Origin of the sequence: Pedobacter sp. R20-19 (assembly GCF_000708265.2) — a bacterium.
Classification (GTDB): domain Bacteria; phylum Bacteroidota; class Bacteroidia; order Sphingobacteriales; family Sphingobacteriaceae; genus Pedobacter.
The window spans coordinates 45915-60834 of record NZ_JCKI01000005.1; the positions used below are offsets into that span (position 1 = coordinate 45915).

The window sequence follows — 14920 nt, forward strand, 5'->3', positions numbered from 1 at the left end:
GTTTGGAGTTAAGGGCTTGGAGTTTGGAGTTTCCCCCTCATTGCGTTTGAGCAAATCTTCGCTGCGTTTCATTAACTCGTCATTGCGAGGTACGAAGCAATCTCTTATGCTACTACTCTTTTTGATATTTTCCATCTCTGCCAAAGCCAAAATCCTTTTACCTCAAATCCTATCTAACGATATGGTTTTGCAACGCAATAAACCCATTAACATCTGGGGCTTTGCTTCGCCAAATGAAAAAGTAGAAGTCGCCTTCTCCGGACAGCATAAGCAAACTATAACCGATAAAAATGGGAATTGGAAGGTGATTTTATCGCCTTTAAAAACTTCATCCACTCCTCAAACCATGATCATTTCTGGTTCCAACCAGATTGAACTAACCAATATCCTCGTCGGTGAAGTTTGGGTTTGCTCCGGTCAATCAAATATGGAATACCAAATGCGTAAGCTGGCGAAGATTCCTAAACCAAAAAATGAAAAATTAGGCTTTCCTTCAGATGAAGTGGCAAAAGCAAAAAATACACAAATCAGAATTTTTCTGGTCAATCGTAAACAGTTAAATAAACCAGATTCATTACATAAAAGTTGGGCTGTAGCGCAGGATTCAGCTTTAAGGGCTTTTTCTGCAGTTGGATATTTCTTTGCTAAAGAAGTTCAGGCGAAATTGGGCATCCCGGTAGGAATAATATCTTCTGCAGTTTCAGGAAGTGCCATCGAACCATGGATTTCATCAGCGGCTTTCGCTCAGGAATCCTATTTTAAAAATCAAAAAGTAGGCAATGATCCTGGTAAATTTTATACGCCAATGATAGAACCACTTTCGCCATTTAAAATCCGTGGTTTTTTATGGTATCAGGGGGAAACCAATTGTTTTTTAAATGAAAAGATCAGCTATGCTTATAAAATGAAAACCCTGATCAATTTATGGCGCAAAGCCTGGGGCGAGAAAGATCTTCCTTTTTATTATGTTCAGATTGCCCCATTCAATTACTCAAAAACCAAAGGTAAAATCGCTTTAGATGCTGATACTGAACCTGGATTTTGGGAAGCACAAATGCAGGTTTTGAGGCTTCCGTACACGGGAATGATATCTACAAATGACTTAACTGATTCGAATGAAGATCTACATCCAACATATAAATGGGAGGTAGGCAGAAGGTTAGCGCTTCTGGCTTTGGCTAAAACTTACGATAAAAAAATCGACTATTCCGGGCCGGTTTATAAATCTGTTGCCTTTAAGGGTAGAAAAGCTGTGCTGAGCTTTAAACATCTGACTTCTGCAAATCAAATCACCGGATTTATCATTGCTGGTAAAGATGGCAAATTTGTAAAGGCCGATGCTTTAGTTGAAACTGGTAAAGTGGTGGTCTCTTCAAATGAAGTTGCTCAACCTGTTGCCGTGCGTTATAACTGGACAGAAAATCCAACTGGAAATTTTTATAGTAATGAATTACCTGCATTGCCTTTTAGAACGGATAATCCATTAGTGAACCAATTTAAGACCAATTAATGAAGTACAGCATTTTACCTTTCTTTTGTTTAGTAATGATGTTTTTCTCCCTCCGGGCACAGCAAAAGGAGAAACTATATCTATCCGGAACTGGAAACGATGACACTGTAAAGTGGGATTTTTTCTGTACAGAAGGAATGAATTCAGGGAAATGGACAACTATACCAGTGCCTGCTAACTGGGAATTGCAAGGGTTTGGAAAATACAATTACGGTTTTAATAAAGAAATAAATAAGGGGAAAGAACAAGGACTTTATAAGTACAATTTCCAGATACCAACAGCCTGGAAAGACAAGAAAATAAACATCGTTTTTGAAGGTTCGATGACTGATACGGAGGTTAAGATTAACGGGAAATCTGCAGGAGAAACACACCAGGGTTCATTTTATGTCTTTAAATATGATATTACAAACCTGATCAAACTAGAAAGTGATAATTTACTTGAAGTAAAAGTTTCTAAACACTCAGCCAATCAATCAGTTAATGAGGCAGAACGTAAGGCCGATTTCTGGATTTTCGGCGGTATTTTTCGGCCGGTTTACCTGGAGGTATTGCCGAAAACTCATATAGATCGGGTTCAGATTGATGCTAAAGCAAATGGTGTTTTTACCGCAAACGTTTTTACATCTGGCTGGGCTGATAAAATTAATATTCAGCTAACTGATGCAAAAGGAAAAAAACTTGGAAATGAATTTTCGACTAAAATCGCGTCGAATTTAACGCAGGTTAATCGGGAATTTAAAACCCCGGCCTTGTGGTCATCTGAATTTCCAAATCTCTATACGGCAACTTTTACGCTGATTAAAAATGGAAAAGCCATTCATCAACTCACCAAGAAAATTGGATTTAGAACAGTTGAAGTGAAAGAACGTGACGGCGTTTACGTAAATGGGGTTAAAATGAAATTCAAAGGGGTTAATCGCCATTCTTTTTATCCTTCATCCGGTAGAACAACCAGTAAAAAAATTAGCATTACTGATGTTACGTTGATGAAAGAAATGAACATGAATGCTGTTCGGATGTCGCATTATCCGCCAGATGGACATTTCCTGGATGTTTGCGATTCCCTAGGTTTATTTGTGATGGATGAGTTGGCGGGCTGGCATGGAACTTACGATACGCCAACCGGAACAAAATTGTATCAGGAAATGATGGTCAATGATGAAAATCATCCATCGATTGTATTTTGGGCCAATGGAAATGAAGGCGGTCACAACCGCGAACTCGACCATCTTTTCACTGATAACGATCTTCAGAAGCGCCCTTTAATCCATCCATGGGAAGTTTTTAACGGATTTGAAACCACCCATTACCGTGAATTTAATTATGGAATTGGAAATTATGACCATGGGCATAACATTCTGATGCCAACCGAATTTCTTCATGGCATGTGGGATGGAGGTCATGGTGCGGGCATAGAAGATTATTGGAATGCCATGTGGAACAACCCGCTTTCAGCAGGTGGTTTCCTGTGGGACTTTGCCGATCAGGCTGTAGTTAGAACGGATAGAAATGGGGAACTGGATACAGATGGAAATCATGGTCCCGATGGAATTGTAGGTCCTTACCATGAAAAAGAAGGCAGTTTCTACACTATTAAAGAAGTTTGGAGTCCAGTTTTTGTAGAGAAGCAAGAGATGACCACTGGCTTTAATGGCTCATTTTTGGTGGAAAACAGATATGCTTTCACTAACCTCAATCAATGTACTTTCGAATGGAAACTAAAAAAATTACATGCAAGTGCGGCATTCATAGCAGGGAAGGCAGATGCACCAAACATTAAACCTTTAGAAAAAGGAAAATTACTAGTTAACCTACCTACAGATTGGCGGACTTTCGACGCTTTTTATCTAACTGCTAAAGATTTTTATGACAAGGAATTGTTTACCTGGAGTTTCCCGATTGCTTTGCCTGCAGCTGATGCGGATAAAATTGTGGTTAAAACTGGTTCTTCAAAAGTAAGCTTAAAAGAGTCTGCTGCCACTTATCAGGTTTCGGCAAATGGTATCGATTTAACTTTTGATAAAACAACCGGATTACTTCAACAGGCTAAAAATGTTAAAGGAATAATTCCATTTTCAAATGGCCCGGTTTTGCAAGAGGGTGTGAATAATTTCAAAAATTTCACCACTAAGGTAGATGGCGATAACCTGGTTATTTCATCCAAATTTGATAAAAAAGAAAGCTATAATACTTTAGAGTGGACGATCTATCCATCGGGTTGGTTGAAAATGCAGGTTAAATATTTTCCATCTGCGTACTTCACTACTTTCGTGGGATTAAATTTCTCTTATCCCGAAACGGAAATCAAATCAGTAAGATATAAAGGGAATGGCCCTTATCGCGTTTGGAAAAATCGGATGAAAGGGACAGAATTTGGGATCTGGGAAAAGGATTATAACGACTCGGCAACCGGAGAACCGGCCTGGCAATACCCTGAATTTAAAGGCTATTACTCGAATATGTACTGGTGCGAATTTATCGGGAAAACCCAAGACTTTAAAGTGGTTACCGATAGAGAAGATGTTTTCCTGCGGTTATTTACACCCAAAAAGTCGAAAGATACGGAATATGATAACATGAGCCCGACTTTCCCAACTGGCGATATTTCTTTTATGAATGGCATCTCGGCGATTGGTACGAAAACGCAAAAGCCAGAAACCACAGGGCCAATGGGAATGAAGCATGTATTTTATGATTTTGATAAAGAACCTAGTAGGGCGCTAGACATGACATTGTATTTTGATTTTTCTATCGATACTTCGTCATTGCGAGGAGGCACGACGAAGCAATCTAATTAGAGGAATTATGATAGTAAATGATATATGTAACGTAAAAGATTGCTTCAGCTCATTCAAACCTGGCTTTGCAAAAGATGAACACTTTTGGAGAGATCAAATATCAATTAAAATAAATACTATATGATCTCTATGACTATATGGTCAATATATAAGATGAAATGAATATTAAATTTTACATAACAATTTTCAGCATTTGGTTGCTTCCGTTTTCGAGAGTGGTTGCACAAGTCGGTGTGCAAAATCTAAAATGCGAAATGTTAATCAATCCCCTAGGTATTGATGTCACGCAACCGCGCTTAAGTTGGGAGATGGTATCAAAAAATCGAAATGTAGGACAAAAAGCCTATCAAATTTTAGTGGCATCTTCCGCAGAAAAACTCGCCCAAAACAATGGCGATCTGTGGGACTCTGAGAAAGTAAATTCTTCAGCATCCGTGCATGTTAAATATAGCGGCAGTAAACTTAACAGTAGAATTCGCTGTTTCTGGAAAGTTAAAATCTGGACAACCGCCGGAGAAAGCAAATGGTCTGCAACTCAATCGTGGACAATGGGTTTACTTTACTATAAAGACTGGCCAAAAGGTTGGATTGGCTTCGATAGGGCTTTTTCCTGGGATAATATTAAAACCGATTCCCGTTTATCCGCCAGGTATTTCAGAAAGGAATTTCAAAGCACAAAAACGGTTAAATATGCAACGGCATCTATCATTGGCCTGGGTTTATATGAACTGTATATCAACGGGAAAAAAGTAGGAGAAGATGTTATGGCGCCCTCTCCAACAGATTACACTAAAAACGTAAAGTATAACACATACGATGTTACGAGCTATCTTCAAAATGGTAAAAATGCTGTTGGTGCTATTTTAGGCAATGGCCGTTTCTTCGCTATGCGTCAGAATGAAAAGCCATATAAAATCAAAACATTCGGTTTCCCGAAACTGCTGATGAACCTCAACATTGTTTATAGCGACGGAAGCACAGCAAATATAGATACAGATGGCAGCTGGAAAGGAACTGCAGATGGACCAATCAGAGCAAATAATGAATATGATGGTGAAGAATACGATGCTACGAAAGAAGCTGCCGGATGGAACAAAGTTGGTTTCGATGATAGCAAATGGTTAAAAGCCGAGTTTGTACAAGAACCAAATGGTACGATTGAGGCACAAATGAACGAAAATATCAAGGTAATGAACACCTTGAAGCCAATATCAATAAAAAAACTTCCTGGCGAGCGGTATATTTTAGACATGGGGCAAAACATGGTAGGCTGGTTGCAAATCAAAGTGAAGTCCCAAAAAGGAAAACAGATTAAATTGCGTTTTGCTGAATCCTTACAGCCGAATGGCGAATTGTTCACCACCAATCTTCGCAATGCGAAGTGTACCGATTTATATACGGCGAAAGGTGGGGAAATAGAAACCTGGGAGCCGACATTTGTTTATCGTGGTTTCAGGTATGTAGAACTTTCGGGATATGCTTACCAACCCTCAACTAACGATTTTATCGGAAAAATGATCTATGACAATATCAAAACCGTTGGAACATTTGAAACTTCGGATGCATTAACCAATCAAATTTTTAAAAATGCCTGGTGGGGAATCGCCGGAAATTACAAAGGAATTCCGATTGACTGTCCACAACGAAACGAACGAATGCCTTGGTTGGGAGATAGAGGTGCAGTTGCTTATGGTGAAAGTTTCGTTTTTGATAACGGAAGATTCTACGCAAAATGGCTCCAGGATATTAGAAATTCGCAAAAAGAAGATGGTGCCATTCCAGATGTTGCACCTGCTTTTTGGAGATACTACAGCGACAACATGACTTGGCCTGGTGCCATGCTTTTAGTTACGGAAATGCTCTATAAGCAAACCGGCGATGTTTCTGCAGTTCGGGATAATTATCCGGCAATGAAAAAGTGGTTGGCTTACATGCAGGATCGCTACATGAAAGACTATGTTTTAACCAAAGATAGTTATGGTGACTGGTGTATGCCGCCGATTACCATTGAGTTTGGAAGAGGCAAAAGCGCAGATAAAAAATACCCATCAGAACTGATTTCTACGGCCTATTATTATCATTTCACACAGCTGATGATACAATTTGCAAAAGCAATCGGTAAGGATGAAGATGTTGCAATTTATCAGCTTTTGGGCGATAAAATTAAGGATGCCTTTAATCAAAAATATTATAACGATAAGGGATATTATGTAACTAACGCCCTAACAGATAATGTTATTCCACTTTACTTCGGGATGGTGCCAAAAGATAAGGTTGAGCAGGTTTTCAAAAATATCACTTACACAGTTGAAGTGACCAACAAAGGCCACCTTAGTAATGGTTTAGTCGGGATTCAATGGTTGATGCGTTGTTTGAACGATTATGGCAGGCCGGATTTAGCTTACACCGTTGCCACACAAAAAACCTATCCTGGCTGGGGTTACATGGTTGAAAATGGGGCAACAACGATTTGGGAACTATGGAATGGCAATACTGCCGATCCGAAAATGAATTCTCAAAATCACGTGATGATGCTCGGCGATTTACTGATCTGGTATTATGAAAACCTGGCAGGAATTAAATCAGCAAGCGGCGCTTTTAAAACCATCACCATGAAGCCAGAAATGATTAACGGACTCAACTCTGTAAATGCCAGCTATCATTCCATCTATGGTTTGATTAAAAGCAACTACACTAAAACGGCAACTCAGTTGAAATGGAATGTTACCATTCCACCAAACACGACGGCAATGATTTATATTCCTGCAAGGAATAAAAATGAAGTTTCGGAGCAATTGGCATCCGCAAAGGATTTAAAATATATAAAAATGGAAAATGGTAGAGCGATTTACGAGGTAGGCTCCGGCGATTATGCTTTTGTAGTGGTGCAACGGAAATAATATTAATAAATCGTCATTGCGAGGCACGAAGCAATCTTTCCTATTAGAGATTGCTTCGACTGATGAAAAATCAGTCTCGCAATGACAAGAAAAAAAATACAATTATGAGAAAGTTTTTAAAGCCATTCATATTATTGATTTTACTGCTAACCACGGTAAATGCATTCAGTCAGACCAAAGACTTGATTATACCTGAAGAAATGCTTTCCAAAGCAAAAGAATGGATTTCAGCATTAAATTTAACCGATGCCACTAAAAAACAGGCTGCCGAAAATGCAATAGCAGTTCATTTAACCACCATAAGAAACTGGCATAACGAACACCCCTCATCTACTGTTCCAGATGGAATAAATCCTGTTACCGGAACTAAATTAAGTGATCTGGATAAACAAATTATTGCTGATTCGGCCATTCCATCAACCGTACATCAGGCATTAATGGAAAGCCTCAATAAAAACTTATCTCCAGAACAAGTGGAAACTATCTTGGATAAATACACCATTGGGAAAGTGGAGTTCACTATGAAGGGTTACAAAGCGATCGTTCCGGATTTAACTGTAGATGAAGAAGCGAAGATTTTATCCTTTCTCAAACAAGCCCGAGAACAGGCCGTGGACTATAAAAATATGAAACAGATCTCGGCAATTTTCGAAATCTATAAAACGAAATCAGAACAAATGTTAAATAACAATGGCAGAAGTTGGAGGGCGCTTTACAGTGCTTATACTAAGAAAATAAAGGAAGAGAAAGCGAGTAAGGCAAAGCAGTAAAAAGTTTTCAGTTTGGAGTTCGCAGTTTTGAATGTATAAAACAAATCTGTGAAATCAATTAATCAGTGTAATCATCCGCGAAGCGAAAGAATTATGAAACTAAGAAAAATATACACCACAATAGGACTTGTTTTCGCATTATCAATTACCGCCAACGCACAAGTAGAAAAGTGGCAAGCAGGTATTATAAAACAAGAGTTTTTATACGATCGAGCACCATTTCCATCGTGTCATTCTGCTACTATTGCCGAAACACCAACTGGTTTGGTTGCTTCGTTTTTTGGCGGAACTAAAGAAAGAAATCCTGATGTGGAAATTTATATCAGCCGCTTTATTGATGGGAAATGGTTAGCGCCAGTTTCGGTGGCGAATGGCATTCTGCCTGATGGGAAACGATTACCGACCTGGAACCCTGTGCTTTATCAGGTGCCTGGGGGTGATTTGATTTTGTTCTATAAAATTGGACCAAAGCCATCTGAATGGTGGGGGTTGATGAAAACTTCTAAAGATGGCGGTATTACATGGTCTGATGCTACCAAATTGCCCGATGGCTATATCGGTCCGGTTAAAAATAAGCCTGTACTATTAAGCAATGGAAATCTTTTTGCACCCTCCAGCCGCGAAGGGGATGGCTGGAAGATTCATTTTGAGGTCACCTCAGATCATGGAAAAACCTGGCGAACCATTGGCCCACTAGCAGAAAACGGACTTAAAGCAATCCAGCCGAGTATTTTGCAACATGGCAATGGTAAACTACAAATTTTAGCCCGAACAGCAAACAGGGCTATTGCAGAGTCATCGTCGGAAGATAATGGCGAAACCTGGACGCCGATGACTAAAACGACTTTGCCAAACAACAATTCAGGAACAGATGCTATGACGATGAAAGATGGTCGACATGTTTTGGTTTATAATCATGTTTTGCCTCCTGGCGATTTAGCTAAAGGTGCCAGAACACCATTAAATGTGTCCATTTCAAAAGATGGTAAAGAATGGTCGGCTGCTTTAATTTTAGAAGATTCACCAATTAGTCAGTATTCTTATCCGGCAGTGATTCAAACCGCAGATGGCATGCTGCATTTTATTTATACCTGGCGGAGACAGAAGATTAAACATGTAGTGGTAGATCCATCCAAGATGAAATTAAGGAAGATAAAAAATGGGATCTGGCCTAAATTGAAAGGTTATACTGCCCCAGTAATCACGGAAACTAAAAGCGAGGAGTCATGAGATTAGCACGTCATTTACAGAATTTGTCCTTGCTGGGAAGCACAACAGCCTGCCCAGACTTTTCGGGGAAGCAATCTCTTTTTTTTTAAAATAAATAAGAAATAATGGAAAGAGGTGGATTTGTTTACATCATGACTAATAAAAATCATATGGTTTTATATACAGGTGTTACCTCTGATTTGAGGAATAGGGTATATGAGCATATAAATAATCAATATCCTAAAAGCTTTACCTCGAAATACAAATGTTATAAATTGGTTTACTACAATTTCTTCTGGGATATTGAAGAAGCAATTAACGAAGAAAAAAGAATCAAGGGCGGTAACAGACTTGCCAAGCTTAAATTAATAAATGAATTTAATCCGAATTGGAATGACTTATTTGAAACATTGGAGTAGTATGTTTTCGTCATTGCGAGGCACGAAGCAATCTCATTCAACAAAGTCGGATTGCTTCAGCTCGCACAGGCCAGGCTTCGCAATGACGACAACTTGTTTGGATTTATCAATGCACTCTCTCAGCTTATCTTCATTGCGAGGAGGCACAACAGCTTGCCCCGACTTTTCAGGGAAGCAATCTAATCTTTCGAGGGAGATTGCTTCGGTTGATGAAAAATCAAGCCTCGCGATGACGACAACTTGTTTGGGGTTATCGAGGCAATCTATCACCTCATCGTCATTGCGAGAAGGCACAACAGCCTGCCCCGAGATATCGGGAAAGCAATCTCATTCAGTGCAGTCAGATTTCTTCTTCCCGCTTACACCAAACTTTGCAATAATGAGCAGGTGCTTTAAATATTTAGTTATATTTTTAATTGCCTCTTTATTATATGTAAGCAACCTCTCAGCCCAAACGCAAAACACCGATAACCTTTACAAAAAACCACTGATTGATGTTTTACAAGATATTCAAACTCGCTTCAAAGTCCAGATAAAATATTCAGCGCCACAAGTAAAAGACAAGTGGGTAAACTATGCCGACTGGCGTTTTCGTGCAGATGTGGATCAGACCCTGGTAAATGTACTTACACCTTTGGATATGAAAGTAAACAAAGAAAAGCCCGGTGTTTATAAGCTCAAAGAATATGAATATTATCGTTGGGAAGTGCGGGATGGATGGGCCTACCTGGATAATTTAGCATCAAAATACCATGATAAAACGAGTTGGGAAAAAAGAAAGGATTCCATAAAACCTCAACTTTATCAGGCATTACAATTATCTCCGCTCCCGGAAAAACCCAATTCAAAAGCTATTATTACTTCAAAAAGAGTCTTCGATGGTTATGCTGTGGAGAATATTGCTTTAGAGATTTTACCGGGTGTTTGGATCAATGGGTCACTCTATAAACCATTGAATATCAAAGGAAAAATACCGCTTGTGTTAAGTCCTGATGGGCATTGGGAGAAACAACGCTATCGTGCAGATTGCCAGATTCGTTGTGCAACAATTGCAAGGATGGGTGCCATGGCTTTCAGTTATGATCTGTTTGCCTGGGGTGAATCGATGCTTCAATTCAAATATGAAGACCATCGCCGAAGTTTAGCGCAAACTGTACAAACTTTAGGTGGAATCAGAATCCTGGATTATTTCAGCTCCTTAAAAGAAATTGATACCAACAGAGTAGGGATCAGCGGCGGTTCAGGCGCTGGAAGTCATTCCATTTTAATGACCGCAATAGATGCCAGAATTAAATTGAGTGCGCCGGTGGTGGCGATGTCATCCTATTTTTATGGTGGTTGCCCCTGCGAAAGCGGGATGCCCATTCACCAGTGTGGCGGAGGAACAGATAATGTAGAATTGGCTGCAATGGCCGCCCCGCGACCGCAATTATTAGTGTCAGATGGAGGCGATTGGACTGCGCATACACCCGAACACGATTTTCCTTACCTGCAAAAAATATACAGTTATTATGTTGCAGAAGATAAGGTAGAAAATGTTCACTTGCCCACTGAGAAGCATGATTTCGGTATCAATAAACGCATTGCACTTTATGATTTCCTGATCAAAAACTTTAAGCTGAATGGTGCTGCTGTGAAAGATAAAACAGGTAAATATGATGAAAGCAAGGTGACTATCGAAAAAGAAAATGCGCTTTATGTTTTTGGAGACAAAGGCGAAAAGTTGCCGAAAAATGCAATAATAGGATTTGAAAATTTAGAAAAACTGTTTCCCTTTTACGGAACGAAATAGATAGAGATGGAGAATCAAAATAGAAGAGCTTTTATCGGTAGTATTTCTTTGCTTACCGGATCTTTAATGATTTCAAATCAATGGCTTATGGCTAATGAAAAGAAATTAAGATATAAAGTTGCTGTAATCGATTTGATGATTTTAAAACGCCAGAAATTGAGCGCATTACCACTAACTAAAGAGATTGGTGCTGATGGTTTAGAGATTGATATGGGTGGTTTGGGCAACAGAGAAACTTTTGATAATAAATTGGCCGACCCTAAAGTAAGGCAAGAATATTTGGATAAAGCCAAAGATTTGAATTTGGAGATTTGTTCTTTGGCAATGACGGGTTTTTATGCACAGTCTTTTGCTACACGTCCAACTTATCAAAAGATGATTCAAGATTGCCTGGACACCGCAAAATCCATGGGGATTAAAGTGGTGTTTTTGCCTCTAGGCGTACAAAGTGATCTGGTTAAAAATCCTGAATTGCGTCAACCCATCATCGATAGATTAAAAGTTGCCGGGAAAATGGCTTCAAAAGCAGGCATTGTTATCGGAATAGAATCGGCCCTGGATGCAACTGGTGAATTGAAATTGCTGAAAGAGGTTGGTTCCATAAATGTAAAAAGCTATTTCAATTTTTCTAATGCGATCAAAAATGGCAGAAACTTGCATGATGAGCTAAGAATTTTGGGCAGAAAAAATATCATTCAAATTCATGCAACCAATGAAGATGGTGTTTGGTTGCAAAATGATCCTAAAATAAACCTTTATAAAGTGAAAGAAACGCTCGATGACTTGGGCTGGAGCGGTTGGTTAGTGGTAGAAAGAAGTAGAGATGCTGCGCAACCCACAAACGTGAAATATAATTTTAGTGCCAATACAAGCTATTTAAAGTCTGTTTTTCAAGCTGAATAATTTATGAAACAGATTAGTATAACCTTTTTATTGATATTCAGTTTATTGCACTTCAACGCAGCAGCTGTAGATATTTATGTTTCCATAAATGGCTTCGATACTAACTTGGGTACCAAAGAAAAACCGCTGGCAACACTGCATGCTGCAATTAGAAAAGCAAGAGAATTGCGCCGTTTGAAAGATCCATCAATTAAAGATGGAATCAAAATTATCATGGGGAAAGGTATATATCAGTTGGATGAATCCATCGTGCTGCGACCAGAAGATTCAGGTACGCCAGATAGTCCTACAGAAATCATCGCTTTGCAAGGAGAAAAAGCCATTTTAAGTGGTGGTGTAAAAATTAATGGATGGAGTAAACTGAATAAAATTGTTCCTGGATTACCAAAAGCATCTTTAGGGAAAGTCTGGGTGGCAGATTTGCCTAATTTCGGTGGGCTTGATTTACAATTCAGACAGTTGTGGGTGAATGAACATAAAGCCATCAGGGCAAAAAACTATAACGGTGAAGAGATGGGCAGGATTTTATCCTGGGATAAAAAGAATCAGACTTGTAAAATTCCCATTTCAAAAAATATTAATTTAGAGAATATTAAAGGTATGGAAATGCTGATTCACCAATGGTGGGCAATTGCAAATCTTCGTGTAAAATCGATCAAAGTAGCTGGAGATACTGCAGAACTTTCTTTTATGCAGCCTGAAAGCAGAATTCAGTCAGAACATCCCTGGCCCGCACCATGGATTTCTGAAAAAACCGGAAATTCTGCTTTTTACCTTTCAAACGCCATTCAGTTTTTAGATGAGCCTGGCGAATGGTTTGAAGATCTTCAACATCACAAGCTTTATTACTGGCCGCGTGCATCAGAAAATATGCTTAAAGCAGATGTAGTGGCACCAATGCTTGAAAATCTGGTTAAAATTGAGGGAACAATTGATCACCCGATTTCCTATGTGAGCTTCAAAAATATCTCTTTCGAACATTCAACCTGGTTAAGACCATCACAACAAGGCCACGTGCCGCACCAGGCAGGGATGTACATGCTCGATGCTTATAAACTAAAAATTCCAGGAACGCCAGATAAAGCTGCTTTGGAAAATCAAGCCTGGGTTGGCCGGCCAGCAGCAGCGGTTAAAGTGAATTACGTGAACAATACTTCGTTTGAGTCATGTCGGTTTGAACATCTTGCATCTACAGGCTTAGACTTCAAAAACGGGACATCAGATAATAAAATAGCAGGTAATTTATTTAAAGATATTGGTGGCGCTGCCATTTTAATCGGAACCTTTTCTGATGAGGCAACTGAGGTGCATTTGCCATATAATCCTTTCGACAAAAGAGAAATTTCTATGGATGACAGAATAGAAAATAACCTGATTATCGATGTAACCAATGAAGATTGGGGAGCGGTTGGAATTGGTGCGGGTTACGTTCGTGGAATCAAAATTATTCATAATGAAATCTGTGATGTTTCCTACTCTGGCGTTAGTATGGGTTGGGGATGGACGAAGTCGCAAAATGCGATGAAGAACAACATCATCAGCGCAAACAGCATCCATCATTATGGCAAACATCTATATGATGTTGCAGGAATATATACTTTATCTGCACAGCCAGAGTCTGTTATTAATGAGAATGTTATAGATAGCATTTATAAGGCGCCTTATGCCCATCTTCCTGACCATTGGTTTTACTTATATACTGATGAGGGTTCATCACACTTTACCATAAAAGACAATTGGACACCAACTGAAAAGTATTTGCAAAATGCCAACGGACCAGATAATCTTTGGGAAAACAACGGACCTAAAGTTGCAGATCACATCAAGCAAAATGCTGGATTAGAGGAACCGTTTCAATATTTATTAAAAGAAAAATCTGTCTATTCAAATAGGGGAATCAACACCGCAGAAGATAAATCTGTCGTGTTTGAGTTAATATTTAAACTAAATGACTTACCAGGAAATAATACTCTAAATGAATTTGCTAAAGAAAACAACCTTTTGCCTTCATCATTTTACAAGTGGAATAATCGCCTGGTGATTTATACTTCAAGCCTAAAAGTGGAAAGTTTACAGCAGACTTTAAAGCGCCTAAACGCATCTGAAATTAAACTTTATGATAATCTTTTTTATGATTTCAACAGAGAAAAGAACTGTGGTGATCAACCTGTAAAAGAATGGGATCATATTATTTTATCGGCCAATTTGGTAAAGGATGAAAAAATGCAAAAAGAATACCTGGCCTATCATCAAACACAGTTTGAAAAATGGCCGGAGATTTCAAAAGGATTCTGTAATGCTGAATTTCAGCGGTTAGCGATTTTTAAAAATGAAAGACAACTCATGCTTATCATCAGTATTCCGAAAGGAAAAAAATTGGATGATTTAAATCCTAAAACCACGGAAAACAATCCAAGAGTAGAAGAATGGAATGCAATAATGAAAAAATACCAGGAAGGAATTGAGGGTGCAAAACCTGGTGAGGTTTGGGTTTTCTTTAAACCAATAGATTAAATTAAAATACTCGTCATTGCGAGACACGAAGCAATCTTATTAGGAGAAGATTGCCACGTCGTTCCTCCTCGCAATGACGACTTATGAATAAACAAAAAATAA

Annotated in this window: 9 protein-coding genes; all 9 read left to right on the forward strand. The window is 38.9% G+C overall.

Features of this window, described 5'->3' with window-relative positions:
• Nucleotides 1-106 precede the first annotated feature (106 nt).
• A complete protein-coding gene (locus tag AN34_RS12185; RefSeq protein ID WP_029285773.1) occupies nucleotides 107-1510 on the forward strand; it encodes a sialate O-acetylesterase in 1404 nt (467 codons plus the stop codon).
• Nucleotides 1510-4311 (forward strand): glycoside hydrolase family 2, encoded by a 2802-nt coding sequence (locus AN34_RS12190; RefSeq protein WP_051666493.1) that lies wholly within the window; start codon nucleotides 1510-1512, stop codon nucleotides 4309-4311. Before AN34_RS12185 ends, AN34_RS12190 begins: the two co-directional genes overlap by 1 nt.
• A 254-nt stretch (nucleotides 4312-4565) precedes the next feature.
• Complete coding sequence (locus AN34_RS12195) at nucleotides 4566-7211, forward strand: alpha-L-rhamnosidase (RefSeq protein ID WP_231625544.1); 2646 nt, start codon at nucleotides 4566-4568, stop codon at nucleotides 7209-7211.
• A 104-nt stretch (nucleotides 7212-7315) separates the two neighbouring features.
• Nucleotides 7316-7981 carry a DUF3826 domain-containing protein gene (locus AN34_RS12200; protein WP_029285779.1) on the forward strand — a complete coding sequence of 222 codons (666 nt, stop codon included), beginning with the start codon at nucleotides 7316-7318 and terminating at the stop codon, nucleotides 7979-7981.
• 93 nt (nucleotides 7982-8074) lie between these two features.
• On the forward strand, nucleotides 8075-9211 hold the full coding sequence (locus tag AN34_RS12205) for an exo-alpha-sialidase (protein WP_029285781.1): 1137 nt from the start codon (nucleotides 8075-8077) through the stop codon (nucleotides 9209-9211).
• 104 nt (nucleotides 9212-9315) lie between these two features.
• Entirely contained in the window at nucleotides 9316-9609 is a 294-nt protein-coding gene (locus AN34_RS12210) for a GIY-YIG nuclease family protein (RefSeq protein ID WP_029285783.1), read from the forward strand.
• A gap of 379 nt (nucleotides 9610-9988) precedes the next feature.
• On the forward strand, nucleotides 9989-11401 hold the full coding sequence (locus AN34_RS12220) for a hypothetical protein (RefSeq protein WP_036677124.1): 1413 nt from the start codon (nucleotides 9989-9991) through the stop codon (nucleotides 11399-11401).
• Between the two features lie 6 nt (nucleotides 11402-11407).
• A complete protein-coding gene (locus AN34_RS12225) occupies nucleotides 11408-12304 on the forward strand; it encodes a sugar phosphate isomerase/epimerase (protein ID WP_029285789.1) in 897 nt (298 codons plus the stop codon).
• A gap of 3 nt (nucleotides 12305-12307) precedes the next feature.
• Nucleotides 12308-14818, forward strand: a complete 2511-nt coding sequence (locus tag AN34_RS12230; protein WP_029285791.1) for an L-rhamnose mutarotase — start codon at nucleotides 12308-12310, stop codon at nucleotides 14816-14818.
• Nucleotides 14819-14920: the final 102 nt, after the last annotated feature.